Origin of the sequence: Peribacillus sp. TH16, from assembly GCF_016651095.1 — a bacterium.
GTDB classification, from domain to species: domain Bacteria; phylum Bacillota; class Bacilli; order Bacillales; family DSM-1321; genus Peribacillus; species Peribacillus butanolivorans.
Genome location: NZ_JAEKEM010000009.1, coordinates 657,569 through 672,820, shown reverse-complemented (window position 1 = coordinate 672,820; position 15,252 = coordinate 657,569). Strand labels below are relative to the sequence as shown.

The following is a 15,252-nucleotide window of genomic DNA, read 5'->3' as shown; positions in this document are numbered from 1 at the left end:
TTTAAAATGAAAATAAAGGGAAAAGTCCATTATCCTATAGTCAAATAGTTGTAAATCGTTTATGAACGAAACAGCAGAAGTGAAGAATGATTTTACATGCTAAGTACATGCTAAAATTTATAGGACTAGCTTTTAATCCCTGCTTTTTTTCATAGTATATAGTAACTATTGCTTTAGCAAAGAGTAGAATAGAAAGAGGGTATATTGTTTGCAATCTTTCGTTTTCTACATGATATAATATATGGGTAGGAAGGTGAGGATCATGTGGTACAAAATCACCTGTCTTTTCATATGCCTAGTTTGGATTTCAGGTTGCAGTCAAAGTGAAACTGTTTCAAATCAGTCATCAGTTCAGCAAAAGAGCGTCATTGAACTGAGTGAAAAGGAAACCATTCCAGCCAGCTTTTTTCCGGATCCTGTTCAAATTGTTTCCATCGGTGATTCCTTGACCCAAGGTGTCGGGGATAGCAAAGATAATGGCGGCTATCTGCCTTATTTACAAAATAAGCTGGAAAAAGAACCATCCATTATTTCTGTAGAGATGATTAATCATGGCATTCGGGGAAATCGGACCGATCAACTTTTAAAAAGATTGGATAAGGCAGAAATTCAAGACGACATTGAACAAGCCGACTCCATAGTTGTCACAATCGGTGGAAATGATATCATGAAGGTATTTAAACAGAATTTTTCCAACTTGGAACTGAATCAGTTTGATTCAGCAAAAATAGGATATGAAAAAAGATTAAGACAGATACTTGATAAGGTGCGCTCTGAAAATGATCACGCCCAGATTTACCTTGTGGGTGTATATAATCCATTTTCAAAATGGTTTGCCGATTTTTATGAACTTGATATGATCATGAATGATTGGAATGAAAGCGGGAAAGAGATTATCAAGGAATATGATTCAGCATATTTTATCGAGATAGATGATATTTTTAAAAACTCTGAAGAAGACTTGCTGTATGCTGAGGATTATTTTCATCCGAATGATCGCGGGTATGAGCTAATTGCAACAAGAATCTATAATAACATGGAAATTACCACTATTGGAAAGGACACGTTAGAAGCTAGTGCCAAAGGAGATGATGACCAAGAATGACAAAAGTCAAATGGAAGGCTTTGTTTATTTCTTTATTAGCCCTAAACATCCTGGTCATCCTGTTCGTCCTGATTTTAGTTAATCTTCCGGCTAAAGATAAAGAGCTGATACCAAAAGTAAGTTACGAAGAGGATATACAATTTCAGATTCATACGAATCGGGAAGACCTGACTCGATTAATCAACCAGTATCTTGATAAAGAAGGATTGACAGGATCCATTCATTATGAAGTTTTTTTAACGGATGAAGTCGAGCTTTATGGAACAATGCCATTTTTTAATCGTGAAGTTGAAATGAAATTAACGTTTGAACCAATTGCTCAAAAGAATGGTGATTTGATCTTAAAGCAAAAGTCTGTTGCTGTTGGACAGATGAATCTTCCGGTTTCATATGTCATGAGTTTAATTAACGATCGGTATAATATGCCGGAGTGGGTCAGTATTCGCCCCAACGACGAAAGTATTTATGTATCACTGCAGGATATGGAACTTAAAAGCGACATTAGGGTAAAGGCAAAAGAATTTGATTTGAAAAATGATGATATTTCATTTTTATTGACCATCCCGTCTTCGCTGCAGTGAATAAAGAATAAATGGGTAAAAAACCAGGATCAAGGTATCCTGGTTTTTTACCCATTTATGGAGTTAATGTAAGTGTTTCTAATGCAGGTTGATCTTGATTCAATCCGATTATATAAATAGTTGAGGAGGTATCTGCTTGAAAATCTGTGTTGGGTAATGAGAGTGCAACATCTTTTGTACCAGCGGTTCTCACTTCAAAATCAACTTTCATAGGGTATAGATTTAAATATTCGCTTACTTTACGAAACGGAAGGTTTGCAAACACGACATCTCCATCTTTTACGGCAATATCGACTGAAGGTGTATCATATGATAGATGGATAAATCGTACCTTGGCTTCATTTTGAGGAACAAATGGATTATCTTCTAAAGTTAACATTTTCAACGATTCATTTGCCCCAGCGGCAGCGACTGTAAATGATTTTCCACTTTCGAGCCCGACCTTCCGGCTCAATATGGTTGAAGTGGTTTGCCCAGTAGGGTATATATCGATTTGATACATTCCAGGGGGTAATGATAAATAACCACTGTTACCTTTATATACAAAGTTCTTGAGAATGCGCATTTCATTTACATATACATCGATAGCTGGAGACTTTGGGGCAGCGTGTAGAATTCTTACATATGAGGGTGCTACTGTATTTCTTTGTTCATATCTCATGGGTTGTGTTGCTTTTTCGAGACTTTTTAAGTGCTTATGATAATAATAATCATGCAGATGTGGATTGCTGTATTTATAGTAAGAGGATAGTAAATCATAAGCTACGGCTTTTTGTAAAAATGATTGTTTATCGCTCAAATTCCTTCACCTCTCATTTTATTCATTATGAACCCATCATATGGAAGTATGCTTGGGCATGTGTCAAACCTAACTTGAAGTGGTGAGACAGCATATATTAATCATTTTGAACGGCAAAATATTTTACAGGGCAAGATAAAAGCGTTAAAATGCATTCAATGGAACGTTTGCATAAAAGGAGGATATTTCATTTGACTAAGCAATTAGAGAAAGCAACATTCGCAGGCGGCTGTTTCTGGTGTATGGTAAAGCCATTCGATGAGCAGCCTGGTATCGAATCAGTTATCTCAGGCTATACAGGGGGTACAAAGGAAAATCCTACTTACAAAGAGGTTTGTTCTGAAACCACGGGACATTATGAGGCTGTTCAGATTACTTTTGATCCGAGTGTATATCCTTATGAAAAATTAATCGAATTGTTTTGGCAGCAAATTGACCCAACTGATCCAGGAGGACAATTTTATGACCGTGGCAGTTCCTATCAAACGGCGATTTTTTATCATGACGAAAATCAACGCGAAATTGCTGAAGCTTCCAAAGTAAAACTGCAGGAGAGCGGCAAATTTTCCAAATCAATTGTTACTCCGATTATTCCTGCCCAAACGTTTTATCAGGCTGAGACGTATCACCAGCATTATTATAGAAAGCAACCTGAGCATTACGAAAGGTATTCGATTGGGTCAGGACGTAAATCATTTTTACAACATCATTGGGGGGAAAAAGATGAACAGTAAAGAAGAATTAAAGCAGAAACTTTCACCAATTCAATATGAAGTCACTCAAAATAATGGGACAGAACCAGCTTTTCATAATGAATATTGGAACTTGAAGGAAGCGGGACTATATGTAGACGTAGTTTCCGGCAACCCTCTATTTACTTCAAAGGAAAAGTTTGATTCTAGCTGTGGATGGCCAAGCTTCACTAAACCGCTAGTGGAAGAAGAAGTGGTAGAAAATCTAGATACTAGCTACGGTATGAGAAGGATTGAAGTGCGCTCAAAAACTGCCGATTCTCATCTTGGTCATGTTTTCAATGATGGACCCGGACCATCTGGATTACGTTATTGCATCAATTCTGCCTCGTTAAAGTTCATTCCGGTCCAAGATCTTGAAAAAGAAGGATACGGGGAATATAAGAAGTTGTTTGATTAATTAGAAAACCCTATCACTGGATGATAGGGTTTTTTTATCTGCTTTACTAGTGGTTTATATCATCGGTGATGATCGATGATATACGTACATATGGTAATGCGGTCGGATCGCTTGCCATTGTTCTTCCGGTTACTTCAAAACGGACCGTGTGTGAACCGGGAGAAAGTCCATTGGTGATAAACAAATATCTTTCTCGTGCAAAGGGCCACCATGTATTTAAAGATGTGATATTATTTCCATCGATAATTACAGCCACTTCCCCGCCATCAGGGCTTCTAAGTAGTTTCACACCAAGAATACTCCCTTTGAAATTGTATTCAATCAGGCTCCCTTTTGCATTACTTGTAAAGTAGTCTCCTCTTGGACGGAAACCGATCATCTTTTCATAGTTGTCAACTTCTGATAAATCTAATTCAGAACCGGCGTGAAGCTTGGAGGGAAGGCTTGCTATTGGCTTCTCCTGTTTTAAATTATCAAGAAATTGTTCATAAATTGCATTAGCATAAAATTGATAGCCTAGTCCATTTGGATGTATTAAGTCTTTAGTCAGCTGTTTTTCAGTATAGCCTGAAGTCTGAAAAATTGGCCGCATATCTACATTAGTAGCCCCATAATGTTTAGATAATAGTTCGATAGCTGATGCAAATTCCTCATATTTCAAGCTACTTTCCGTTATTGTAAACATTTCTGCATTAGGATGGAGACGCTTCGCCTTCCTGATTAACGCCTCATACGTCATGATGAAATCGTCTACCTTCATGTATTTGCGGTCATTCTCGCCGAATACGATAAAAATTAAATCTTGATGGTCATGTTTCTTTCTTTGGGAGAGCTTAAAGAGGCCTTCAAAAGCAGTGGAGCCGCTTTGGACCACATAATCCCCGTGAAAAGGAATATCGTTGACGTCATTCATCTTGTTTTCTAGCTGTTTGAACCATGTTAAATTAGGATTTTCGGCTCCAGAGCCTCTTCCAATACTGTCACCAACAACAAGGTATTGAATCGGCTGGCCGGATTGAAATTTTTGATAAACATTTAATGAATCATCTGATCCATAGGTTTTAGGAACTTTTTGAAGGATATAGCTGATAAGAAGAATCGTGGCAATTGCAGCGAAAGGGATGAAGGGTTTTGCGTTCTTTTTCAATGTAGTTCCCCCGAATTAACATTTTATTTATCTAAATAGGTAAGAGATAGCTTAAAGACTTAAAGAGGCTAAGAATGGTTTTTTCCTTATTATATCCCAATTTGAAACTTACACAATAAGTACTAGGCGATTTTTTGACATTTTTTGCGGTTGCCCTTGGCTGTTCACCTAATATGATTTATAAAGATGAAAGCAATAATTGGAAAGTTTTTTCTTAAATCTAGAAAAATAGGCTAATGCACAGACCAAGGCGGGCTTAATGACATATGGTAAGGTGTAAAGAGAAATCAGAAATCAAGAAGGAGTGAAACTTAATGTACGGATATGGTGGATATGGCGGAGGATATGGTTATGGTGGTGGCTGCGGTGGCGGTTGCGGTTTTGGTTCAGGTTTCGCGTTAATCGTTGTATTGTTCATTCTGCTGATTATCATCGGTGCTTCATTCTGTTGCTAACAAAAGAAAAAACTAAAAGACCAGTAAATGCTGGTCTTTTCTTTATGTTAGTAATTTAAAGGAATAAATCCTATTTAAATACTTACTTTCTCAGACCAGTGTCTGGGGGCTGGATTGCCCGTAAAATTATCGAAAAAAACCAACTGAAAAATATCGAAGAACCGGTTTTTAGCTGGTGAAAGAAAATAACCAGGAATCCTAGTTATTTTTCTTTGGAATAAACTATGAAATAATACGAATGCATGTTCTTAAGTGTCCTGGTTTTTCTTTATTCAGCATATCTGCTAAAATAACGAAAGATATAATTATTTTAGGGGGAAAAAAAGATATGAAACCTTCTCGTTTAAAAGCTGGCGATGAAATCCGGATTATTGCACCTTCGAGAAGTCTGGCGATTGTCAAAGGGGAACAACGCAGGCTGGCAGAAGAAAGATTAATGGAGCTTGGATTTAAAGTGACATATGGTAATACGGCTTTGGTCCATGACGACTTTTTCTCGAATTCAATTGAAGATCGAATTGAGGATTTACATGATGCGTTTCGGGACCCAAATGTAAAGGGAATCTTTACGGCTATTGGCGGTTATAATGCCAATCAATTACTACGATATATTGACTACGATTTGATTAAAGAAAATCCAAAAGTGTTGATGGGATATAGTGATATAACGGCTATCTTATTGGCAATTTATAAAAAAACAGGCTTAACTACATACCCTGGTCCTCATTTCTCGACGTTCGGCATGAAGGCTGGGCTGGAATATACAATGGAATACTTTAAAAAAGCAGTTCTCCAGGTTGATGACTTTTATCTTGAACCAAGTGAAACGTGGAGTGATGATTCATGGCATTTAGAACAGGATGATCGCACTTTCCATACAAATTCAGGATATATGGTCATTCAGGAAGGGGAAGCGACAGGGACAATCATTGGAGGCAACCTTTGTACAATCAATCTTTTACAGGGTACAGAGTATATGCCTTCTTTAAAGGATAGTATCCTGTTTATAGAAGATGATGAAGAAAGCCATCCATTCAGTTTTGACCGAGATTTACAGTCATTGCTTCAATTGCCAGATGCAAGCGGAATAAAAGGAATTGTCATAGGCCGTTTCCAAAAGGAATCCGGGATGACTGATTATGCGTTGCAGGAAATTATTTCAACAAAGAAAGAAATAAATGGTATACCTGTCATCGCGAATGCTAACTTTGGACATGTTCATCCATTTGTAACGGTCCCGGTAGGTGCAAAAGCAGTGATGAATGTGAAAAACGGAAAAGTAACTGTTAATGTCCTTTCATAAAAAAACTAGAGATAAGACGCCGTTCAAAAGTGGACGGTGTTTTAAGTTATTTTGGATGTGGTCTGGTAATTCCCTATAATATGAATATATTTCTACTTGCCTGAAGCTATGTTTTCTGGTTGATTTTAGGAGTAATATCTCTTGTCAGCGCTGAATATTTTATTATTTTACAAGCATTATTAGGGAATATGAGGCTAATTGTTCAAATTCTATGTTTTTCTGATATAATACTAAGAGATTTAAAATAGAAAAGGTGATTATGTGTTATTAACAATTCCCGCATCCATTCGTTTAGAAGGGGCTTTGGCCGAATATAATAAAAAAGGCCGTGTAAGCCATACTTGTTTCGTTTGTAACGAAGACACTTCAAATGGGGATGCAAGTAACTTGAACTACTATAAGTTAGGTACTAAAAAAGTTTGTCATTCATGCATGAAACATGTTTTGCGTCATCCATCTTTAAAAGAGTATGAATATGTACATACCTCAGTTATTGATAAAACTGCTTTTTATAAAAATGTGCTGGCTGTTTTAAAGGATGAAAATTTTTTAGAGTCAATTCGTCAAGAAAAGCTAAATAGCGCATTGTAAGAAAAAAGTGTATCTCTTGTGGATACACTTTTTTTTTGTACCCTTTTAAGTCACTCCTTATAATGACCCATCTCAAAAATCTAAAAGAATTTTTTGATGTTTACAAGCTTAGGTCAATTTCCTTAGCAAGATTCCCTGAATCAGGACATACACTTTACTATAATGCTAGTTTGTTTCCAGAGAAGGAGAGTGTGGGCATATGGAGCAGTCTTCATTGATCAAGCCGGTCCTAGGAGGAGCCTACCCGACTATCAGTCATGGTGAGGGAGTATTTTTATACGATAAAGAAGGAAAGAACTACCTGGATGCTTCATCCGGTGCTGTTACTGCTAACATCGGTCATGGTGTTCAGGAAATTATTGATGCGATGAAAAAACAGGCTAATCAGGTTTCATTTGTGTATCGTTCACAGTTTACGAGTGAACCAGCGGAGAAACTCGCCAAAAAAATTGCTGAACTAACAAAAGGGGAACTGAATTATAGCTTTTTTGTAAATAGCGGATCTGAAGCGACCGAAACTGCCTTGAAAATTGCCATTCAGCATTGGCAGGAAAAAGGGAAACCTAAGAAACATAAAATTATATCCAGATGGATGAGCTACCACGGCATCACGATGGGGGCTCTTTCGATGTCGGGCCATCCGATTCGCCGTGAACGGTTTACTGCTATGCTTGAATCATATCCTTCCGTTTCTCCTCCATATTGCTATCGCTGCCCACTTCAACTTGATCCCCATACGTGCGGAATGGCCTGTGCTAAGGAATTGGAAGCAACAATAAGACGCATTGGTGGTGACAATATTGCCGCTTTTATTGCTGAGCCTGTCATTGGCGCAGCCGGGGGAGCTATTGTTCCACCGGATGGTTATTTTCAAAAACTCAAGAAAATTTGTGAAGAACATGACATTTTATTCATTGCCGATGAAGTTATGACTGGATTCGGTCGGACCGGTAAGATGCTTGCTTCCGAATATTGGGATGTAGAACCTGATATCGTAACATTCGGAAAGGGAATGAGTGGGGGGTATACCCCTATAGCTGCCGCTGTAATGACGAGAAAAGTGATGGAGCCAATCATGAGTGGCTCTCAGTCGATTATCGGAGGGCATACACTTAGCGCCAATCCATTATCATGTGCGGTATCGTTAGCGGTGTTAGAATATGTAGAAAAAAACAATCTCGTTGAAAAATCAGCCGACAGAGGGAAAAACTTAATTAGAGGACTGAAGAGGTTAGGAGAGAAGTATTCCTTTATCGGAGACATCCGTGGAAGGGGTTTATTGATTGGTATGGAATTTGTCCAGGATAAATCGACAAAGTCTCCGCTTCCAAAGGGTGTCGACGTGACTAATGAAATCATTAAATTGGGAATGAAAAATGGAATCCTATTGTACCCTGCAGCAGCGGGTCTAGATGGTGTAACCGGGGCTGCAATTATCATATCTCCTCCTTTAACGATTTCGGAGGATGAGTGTGCAGAATTGTTAATGAGGCTCGATATAACACTTCGACAATTTAATGAGCAGATCCTACCGGGTCATCTGTCATCCTAACAAGGAAGTGAGTTAGTATGTTAGAAAATTCATTCCAGAAAATTTGCCGTTTTGAGGATGTTCTACATCTCTTTAAAGATAATCAGTCTATTCTTTTCGGAGGGTTCGGTGGCATCGGTACCCCGCCGGGATTGATCAATTTAATCTTAGAGTCAGGTATTAAAAATTTAACCTTAATCGGAAATGATACTGGTTTTCCAGATATAGGGGTCGGGAAACTGGTCACACAGCGGCGTGCGAAAAAAATCATCGTTTCTCATATTGGTTCTAACCCAAATGCGGGCCTATTTATGAACAATGGAGAGCTGGAAGTAGAGTTCTCACCGCAAGGGACGCTTGTCGAACGTATCCGGGCAGGTGGGATGGGTCTTGGTGGGATATTGACCGACATTGGCCTGGACGCCGATATAGTCCGTGACGGAAAACAAACCATAAGGCTGGGTGAGAAAAATTATCTAGTGGAACCTGCGTTGACTGCAGATATCGCAATTGTTTATGCAGAAAAGGCAGATCCTTATGGAAATCTAATATTTGATAAAAGTGCTCGGAATACGAATCCGCTCGTAGCAACTGCCGGACAAATCACCATAGTCGAAGCAGTGCAAATCGTCCCACTTGGCGCTTTGAATCCGGAAGACATTATTGTACCGGGTGCATTTGTGGATTATATCATTCCATCAAAAGGAGTCGATTGGAAATGGGTTTGGGAACCAAAGTCAGAAATCGATTAGCGAAACGAGCCGCAGAAGAAATAAGCAATGGCATGCTGGTCAATTTGGGAATTGGCATACCATCCCTTGTGCCGAATCATCTTTTGAATGATCATCGAGTTATGTTTCATGCTGAAAATGGGCTTGTTGGAATCGGGAGTTCCCCAAAAAAGGGGAAGGAAGATCCGCATCTCTGTAATGCTGGAGGTCTTCCCATTACCATTAGAGAAGGAGCTTCATACTGCGACAGTACGATCGCATTTGGAATGATTCGCCGGGGCAGGGTAGATATCACGATTCTTGGAGCACTACAAGTAAGCGAATTAGGCGACTTGGCTAATTGGAATGTGCCAGGAAAGAGAGTACCAGGGATGGGTGGGGCGATGGAACTTGCGGCAAAGGCCAAAAAGGTCATCGTATTAATGGAGCATACTGATAAAATAGGCATATCTAAATTAGTAAAAGAATGTACGTTACCATTAACGGCTAAAGAATGCGTACATATGATTATCACGGAGCTTGGCGTATTTTCTGTGACGCCCGAAGGTCTCTTATTAACTGATTTATTTGAAAATTCTAGTATCGAGGAAATCAGGAATCAAACCGAAGCCTCGTTTACAGTCTCTAAAAATATCCATATTTTAAAAGAATGAGAGAGGAGAATGGTGATATGTATGAAGAGAAAATCAGCACTTGGTTGAATGAACATCGAACGAATGGAATTAGGCTGTTACAAAAACTGGTACAGGAACCGAGCAAGCGAGGCCAAGAGGGGAGTGCGCAAGCTATTGTAGTTGAAAAGTGCAGACAGCTTGGTCTCGAAATAGATTTATGGGAGATTGGGGATGAAAAATTAAGAAATCATCCCCATTTTTATTGTGATCGTAAAGATTTTAAAGGAAACCCCAACCTTGTTGCGATTAAAAGAGGAATCGGCAACGGCAAATCTCTCATTTTAAATGGTCATATTGATGTGGTTCCCGAGGGAGATCATGCTGCATGGCACGATGACCCATATAGCGGCATGGCAAAAGACGGAAAAGTGTTTGGGCGTGGAACGACCGATATGAAAGGTGGCAATGTTTCTTTATTATTAGCACTCGAGGCAATTATTGAATCTGGTATACAATTGAAGGGGGATGTTATTTTTCAAAGTGTGATTGAAGAAGAAAGCGGAGGTGCAGGTACACTTGCGGCCGTCTTGCGAGGATACCGGGCTGATGGGGCAATCATTCCTGAGCCAACTAATATGAAACTATTTCCACTTCAACAAGGATCGATGTGGTTTCGGCTTATAGTCAAAGGTAAGTCGGCACATGGAGGTACAAGATATGAAGGGGTAAGTGCAATAGATAAAGCAATTAGTGTAATGCTAGAAATCAAGAAGCTTGAACAAGAACGAAACGAGTCACTTCGTCATTCTCTCTATAAAAATGTAAAAATTCCAATTCCGATTAATATTGGGAGTATTCAAAGTGGGAATTGGCCTTCTTCTGTGCCGGATACAGCTGTACTAGAAGGCCGGTTTGGGATTGCCCCCACGGAAACAATGGAAGCGGCACAACGCTCGCTGATGCAGTGTATTGAGGCTTTAAACGAGACTGATGCATGGTTCAAAGAGAAGCCCATTGAATTAGAATGGTTTGGGGCTAGATGGTTGCCTGGCAGTCTCGAACTTGAGCATCCATTGATGAAAACACTAGGTGAATACTATGAAAAAGTGATGGGTGAACAGCCGTCTGTTGAAGCCTCCCCCTGGGCTACGGATGGAGGGTATCTTTCATCAGTGGGATCGACTCCTGTAGTTGTCTTCGGACCGGGGGAAACGAAGTTGGCTCATGATTCTAATGAATATATAGAAGTGGATAAAATGATGGACGTTGCAAAAATCATCGCTTTAACTATAATCGAATGGTGTGGAGTGGAAGAGGAATAATAAGTTTCTCACGGGTCTGATTCTCATAGGGTCAGGCCTTTTGTTACAATAATTTGATTGATAGGAAAGGAGCAAGTTAGATGGAGACAGGAATTATTGAAAAAAAAATTCAAAAACCGCGTTGCACATTACATATTACAATCGACCGGTTTAATAAGCGGGTCCGTGTGGAAGATTATCTCGGTCACTTTCAAGATTGCGTAGAAGAATCTTTGAAGGTGGCTGAGAACATATCAGCAGAGAAAATCATTTTTAAGACACGAAAGGAAAACGTTCAAGAATTACTAGTTCAAGGCTTTTTATATGAAGGAAGTATAGATAAGTACTTTTTAGGAAGCGATTGCTTCTTCCTTGTTAAATATAACAAGAATGAACGTAGAAACAGTGAAAACTGGGAAAAGGAGGATCAAATCCTTGCCGGTGTACAGACTCTCCCGTTAAAAGCCGCTTTAGATGCTCCGCCAGCAGCCTACCATTGTCGTAAAGCAGATGAATCCGATGCTATTCAGCTGGCACAATTGTATGGAAAGGTGTTTGAAATATACCCCACTCCGATGAATGATCCGGAATATGTGAAAAAGTGCATGAAAAGCGGAACAGTTTTTTATATTTACGCCCATAATGATAAAATCGTTAGTGCTGCCTCAGCAGAAATCGATGCCTTCTACCATAACGCTGAAATCACTGATTGTGCGACACTGCCCGAACACCGGCAGTACGGCTTAATGAAGCATTTGATCGCTAAACTTGAAGACCACCTTGTCTCACATGAAATTTATTGTATCTATTCCATTGCCCGATCACTGTCATTCGGTATGAATGCGGCCCTGCACCAGCATGATTACGCATACCGCGGGCGATTAGCCAATAACTGTTACATCTTCGATAAACTTGAGGACATGAATCTGTGGGTGAAAAATTATACATGAGTGCTCATTTTCAGGCAGGTTTATGACAAGTTTTTGGCATTTCCTCATATATATTAAGTAAGGACGTATTAGAGGAGGTGGACCTTGCCTAGTGAATTTTTTAATACAAGTGAAGTATTAGAAGCGATACTTGAAACCATTGATGAGGGCATTCATGTGATTGATCCAAAGGGACAAACCATCTTTTATAATGGAGTGGCAGCCAATCATGATGGAATGAAAGTAGGGGAAGTACTCGGGAAACCATTACTTGAAGCCTTCCCTTCGTTAAATCACAAATCTTCTACATTACTGAGAGTTATTAAGTCTGAAAAGCCCATTTATAATTACAGTCAATCGTATGTAAATGCACATGGTAGGATCATTGAAACGTTAAATACAACGCTCCCCATTTATGTAGATGGGTTTATAGTTGGTGCCATAGAAATAGCGAAGGATTATTCGAGTTTGAAGCAGTTATCTGAACGGTTAGCTGACCTGGAAAGCTCGCTCAAGACAATGAAAGGTCCTGAAAAAAAAGCGGAAGTGAATGGTAATTTATATACGTTTAACGATATTTTAACCAGTGATACTGAATTCAGAAACATAATTTCACTAGGGAAAAAGGCTGCCCGTTCCTCTTCCTCTGTATTAGTTTATGGAGAAAGCGGTGTAGGAAAAGAACTTTTTGTTCAAAGTATCCATAAGGATTCTAACCGCCGAAAAGAACCGTTCATCGCACAAAATTGTGCGGCCTTACCAGAAAATTTATTAGAATCTCTTTTATTCGGTACCGCTAAAGGCAGTTACACAGGTGCAGTGGATCGCCAGGGCTTATTTGAATTGGCCAATGGTGGCACCTTGTTTTTGGATGAATTACAATCTATGCCGATTGACCTGCAGGCAAAGTTGCTGCGGGTGCTTGAAGATGGGTTTATTAGGAGGATAGGTGCCGCAAAGAATGTCCAAGTGGATGTAAGAATTATGGCAGCGATGAATATAGATCCGAAAAAAGCCGTAACGGAAAACAAGTTACGAGCAGATTTATTTTACCGATTACATGTATTAAGCTATGAGCTGCCTCCGCTAAGAGAGCGCCCTGAAGATATATTATTCCTTACTAATCATTTTATTTTATTCTATAACAAGAAATTAGGACTTTCCATAGAGGGAATTGATGAGAAGACAAAGGTTTTCTTACAGAATTATCATTGGCCAGGGAATGTTAGAGAGCTTAAGCATACGATTGAATTCATGATGAATCATACAGAAAAAGATAGATTAACACTTGAAGATTTGCCGCAGTTTTTAAAAAAACGTCCCACTTCAAAAGAAAAAATACTTCCACTGCGTCAGGCAATGATGGAAATGGAGACGAAATTGATCACCGAGGCTCTTCTTCAAACAGGAGGCAATGTCTTTCAGGCCTCGAAACTATTGAAGATTCCACGGCAGACCCTGCAATATAAAATGAAAAAACATACTTGAATGTTTAAAATTCGGATGGACCATGTAATCTGGATTTTTTTATGGGCATATGTAGTTTTTGGTTAATTTTGGCATCCTTCTTGCATTAAATACTACTATCAAGACTCAGGAGGTATTACCATGTTATTTGACTTATATAAGCCCGAGCGTAATTGGAAAGATATAGAGCTATGGAAAGATGTAACCGATGAACAATGGAACAACTGGCTGTGGCAGCTTACGAATACTATCCGAACTGTGGAGGATTTGAAAAAAGTTATAGACTTGACTCCTGATGAAGAGGAAGGTGTCAGGATCTCTACGAAAACCATCCCATTAAATATTACCCCCTATTATGCTTCGTTGATGAATAAGGATGACCCAAGGTGTCCAATCAGAATGCAATCTGTCCCAATCTCAGAAGAAATGCATAAAACCAAATATGACATGGAGGACCCGCTTCATGAAGATGAAGATTCACCAGTACCGGGATTGACTCACAGATATCCTGATCGCGTCCTTTTTTTGGTCACGAATCAGTGCTCCATGTACTGCCGCTATTGTACGAGAAGACGCTTTTCAGGACAAATAGGTATGGGAGTACCAAAAAAACAATTAGACGCTGCAATCGGCTATATTCGTGATACACCAGCAGTCCGAGATGTTCTTATTTCCGGCGGTGACGGATTATTGATTAATGACACCATCCTGGAATATATTTTAAAAAACTTAAGGGAAATCCCCCACGTTGAAATAATCAGGATAGGTACGAGAGCTCCAGTTGTATTCCCTCAACGAATCACAGAAAATTTGTGTGCAATTTTAAAAAAGTATCATCCAATTTGGTTAAATACGCACTTCAATACATCTATAGAAATTACCGAAGAATCAAAGAAAGCGTGTGAGATGCTAGCAGATGCAGGTGTACCGGTAGGCAACCAGGCTGTTATTCTAGCCGGTATAAATGATAGTGTTGCGATCATGAAAAAGCTGATGCACGACCTCGTTAAGATTCGTGTCCGTCCTTACTACATTTATCAGTGCGACCTATCCGAAGGAATTGGTCATTTCCGAGCCCCGATATCTAAGGGGATTGAAATTATTGAAGGCTTACGCGGTCATACGTCTGGATATGCTGTCCCGACTTTCGTTGTAGATGCACCAGGGGGTGGAGGGAAAATTACATTACAACCGAACTATATCCTTTCACAATCACCGACAAAAACAGTGCTACGTAATTTTGAAGGAGTAATTACCACTTATCCCGAACCTGAGCATTACACACCAGGACTTGCAGATGATTATTTCAAAGGCATATATCCTGATATGGAAGAAAAACGGTCAGATATAGGAATAGCTGGTTTGATGAATGACAAGCAATTTAATTTAGTGCCTGAAGGGCTGAAACGAATGAATCGCCGTGAAAATTACGTTACCAACCCGGAGCATGCTTCATTAAAAAATCAACGTGAAAAGCGAGATCAGTTAAAAGAAAAGAAATTCCAGGCACAGCAAAAAAAGAGCACTCCAAAGGGGGATGAATAGC

At 39.3% G+C, this 15,252-nt stretch carries 16 protein-coding genes; 14 read left to right on the top strand and 2 right to left on the bottom strand.

The features are described 5' to 3' along the window. Window positions 1-262: 262 nt before the first annotated feature. The gene (locus tag JFV29_RS17185) at window positions 263-1,105 is read left to right on the top strand and encodes an SGNH/GDSL hydrolase family protein (protein ID WP_201185436.1); all 843 of its coding nucleotides are present in this window, start codon (window positions 263-265) and stop codon (window positions 1,103-1,105) included. Further along, window positions 1,102-1,686 carry a YpmS family protein gene (locus JFV29_RS17180; RefSeq protein WP_053346618.1) on the top strand — a complete coding sequence of 195 codons (585 nt, stop codon included), beginning with the start codon at window positions 1,102-1,104 and terminating at the stop codon, window positions 1,684-1,686. The genes JFV29_RS17185 and JFV29_RS17180 overlap by 4 nt, the downstream gene beginning before the upstream one ends. Window positions 1,687-1,741: 55 nt before the next feature. Here the strand turns inward: JFV29_RS17180 and JFV29_RS17175 are convergent, their stop codons facing one another. Beyond that, window positions 1,742-2,485, bottom strand: a complete 744-nt coding sequence (locus JFV29_RS17175) for a DUF4397 domain-containing protein (protein ID WP_201185434.1) — start codon at window positions 2,483-2,485, stop codon at window positions 1,742-1,744. A 242-nt stretch (window positions 2,486-2,727) separates the two neighbouring features. Here JFV29_RS17175 and msrA point away from each other — a divergent pair, with 242 nt between their 5' ends. Next, window positions 2,728-3,219: a peptide-methionine (S)-S-oxide reductase MsrA gene (gene msrA / locus JFV29_RS17170; protein ID WP_397443435.1), complete on the top strand. Its 492-nt coding sequence runs from the start codon at window positions 2,728-2,730 to the stop codon at window positions 3,217-3,219. Further along, window positions 3,209-3,637, top strand: a complete 429-nt coding sequence (msrB, locus tag JFV29_RS17165; RefSeq protein ID WP_201185431.1) for a peptide-methionine (R)-S-oxide reductase MsrB — start codon at window positions 3,209-3,211, stop codon at window positions 3,635-3,637. The genes msrA and msrB overlap by 11 nt, the downstream gene beginning before the upstream one ends. A gap of 46 nt (window positions 3,638-3,683) precedes the next feature. On the opposite strand, the gene JFV29_RS17160 is transcribed toward msrB, so the two are convergent. Continuing rightward, window positions 3,684-4,784 carry an SGNH/GDSL hydrolase family protein gene (locus JFV29_RS17160; protein WP_201185429.1) on the bottom strand — a complete coding sequence of 367 codons (1,101 nt, stop codon included), beginning with the start codon at window positions 4,782-4,784 and terminating at the stop codon, window positions 3,684-3,686. Between the two features lie 314 nt (window positions 4,785-5,098). Here JFV29_RS17160 and JFV29_RS17155 point away from each other — a divergent pair, with 314 nt between their 5' ends. The 10 genes from JFV29_RS17155 (at window position 5,099) to kamA (ending at window position 15,251) form a co-directional block, all read left to right on the top strand. Then, window positions 5,099-5,239 (top strand): YjcZ family sporulation protein, encoded by a 141-nt coding sequence (locus tag JFV29_RS17155; RefSeq protein ID WP_082527402.1) that lies wholly within the window; start codon window positions 5,099-5,101, stop codon window positions 5,237-5,239. Between the two features lie 328 nt (window positions 5,240-5,567). Further along, window positions 5,568-6,542, top strand: coding sequence for a S66 family peptidase (locus JFV29_RS17150; RefSeq protein WP_201185426.1), 975 nt, complete (start codon window positions 5,568-5,570; stop codon window positions 6,540-6,542). Window positions 6,543-6,803: 261 nt separating this feature from the next. Then, window positions 6,804-7,133 carry a hypothetical protein gene (locus tag JFV29_RS17145; RefSeq protein WP_057216807.1) on the top strand — a complete coding sequence of 110 codons (330 nt, stop codon included), beginning with the start codon at window positions 6,804-6,806 and terminating at the stop codon, window positions 7,131-7,133. A gap of 199 nt (window positions 7,134-7,332) precedes the next feature. Continuing rightward, window positions 7,333-8,685 carry an aspartate aminotransferase family protein gene (locus JFV29_RS17140; RefSeq protein ID WP_201185425.1) on the top strand — a complete coding sequence of 451 codons (1,353 nt, stop codon included), beginning with the start codon at window positions 7,333-7,335 and terminating at the stop codon, window positions 8,683-8,685. Window positions 8,686-8,702: 17 nt separating this feature from the next. Next, window positions 8,703-9,416, top strand: a complete 714-nt coding sequence (locus JFV29_RS17135; protein WP_057216801.1) for a CoA transferase subunit A — start codon at window positions 8,703-8,705, stop codon at window positions 9,414-9,416. Continuing rightward, window positions 9,383-10,048 (top strand): 3-oxoacid CoA-transferase subunit B, encoded by a 666-nt coding sequence (locus JFV29_RS17130; protein ID WP_201185423.1) that lies wholly within the window; start codon window positions 9,383-9,385, stop codon window positions 10,046-10,048. Before JFV29_RS17135 ends, JFV29_RS17130 begins: the two co-directional genes overlap by 34 nt. Window positions 10,049-10,065: 17 nt before the next feature. Next, window positions 10,066-11,331, top strand: coding sequence for a peptidase (locus tag JFV29_RS17125; RefSeq protein ID WP_242486905.1), 1,266 nt, complete (start codon window positions 10,066-10,068; stop codon window positions 11,329-11,331). An 80-nt stretch (window positions 11,332-11,411) separates the two neighbouring features. Further along, window positions 11,412-12,260, top strand: a complete 849-nt coding sequence (gene ablB, locus JFV29_RS17120; protein ID WP_201185421.1) for a putative beta-lysine N-acetyltransferase — start codon at window positions 11,412-11,414, stop codon at window positions 12,258-12,260. Between the two features lie 84 nt (window positions 12,261-12,344). Next, on the top strand, window positions 12,345-13,727 hold the full coding sequence (locus JFV29_RS17115) for a sigma-54 interaction domain-containing protein (protein WP_201185420.1): 1,383 nt from the start codon (window positions 12,345-12,347) through the stop codon (window positions 13,725-13,727). Window positions 13,728-13,847: 120 nt separating this feature from the next. Beyond that, window positions 13,848-15,251: a lysine 2,3-aminomutase gene (kamA, locus tag JFV29_RS17110; protein WP_057216788.1), complete on the top strand. Its 1,404-nt coding sequence runs from the start codon at window positions 13,848-13,850 to the stop codon at window positions 15,249-15,251. The last annotated feature ends 1 nt before the right edge of the window (window position 15,252 follow it).

What these genes read in the sequence shown, in the direction of transcription:
- JFV29_RS17185 (WP_201185436.1), top strand. Translation starts at nt 263, where the DNA reads ATGTGGTACAAAATCACCTGTCTTTTCATATGCCTAGTTTGGATTTCA.
- kamA (WP_057216788.1), top strand. Translation starts at nt 13,848, where the DNA reads ATGTTATTTGACTTATATAAGCCCGAGCGTAATTGGAAAGATATAGAG.
- JFV29_RS17140 (WP_201185425.1), top strand. Translation starts at nt 7,333, where the DNA reads ATGGAGCAGTCTTCATTGATCAAGCCGGTCCTAGGAGGAGCCTACCCG.
- msrA (WP_397443435.1), top strand. Translation starts at nt 2,728, where the DNA reads ATGGTAAAGCCATTCGATGAGCAGCCTGGTATCGAATCAGTTATCTCA.
- msrB (WP_201185431.1), top strand. Translation starts at nt 3,209, where the DNA reads ATGAACAGTAAAGAAGAATTAAAGCAGAAACTTTCACCAATTCAATAT.
- JFV29_RS17180 (WP_053346618.1), top strand. Translation starts at nt 1,102, where the DNA reads ATGACAAAAGTCAAATGGAAGGCTTTGTTTATTTCTTTATTAGCCCTA.
- ablB (WP_201185421.1), top strand. Translation starts at nt 11,412, where the DNA reads ATGGAGACAGGAATTATTGAAAAAAAAATTCAAAAACCGCGTTGCACA.
- JFV29_RS17125 (WP_242486905.1), top strand. Translation starts at nt 10,066, where the DNA reads ATGTATGAAGAGAAAATCAGCACTTGGTTGAATGAACATCGAACGAAT.
- JFV29_RS17155 (WP_082527402.1), top strand. Translation starts at nt 5,099, where the DNA reads ATGTACGGATATGGTGGATATGGCGGAGGATATGGTTATGGTGGTGGC.
- JFV29_RS17130 (WP_201185423.1), top strand. Translation starts at nt 9,383, where the DNA reads ATGGGTTTGGGAACCAAAGTCAGAAATCGATTAGCGAAACGAGCCGCA.
- JFV29_RS17135 (WP_057216801.1), top strand. Translation starts at nt 8,703, where the DNA reads ATGTTAGAAAATTCATTCCAGAAAATTTGCCGTTTTGAGGATGTTCTA.
- JFV29_RS17150 (WP_201185426.1), top strand. Translation starts at nt 5,568, where the DNA reads ATGAAACCTTCTCGTTTAAAAGCTGGCGATGAAATCCGGATTATTGCA.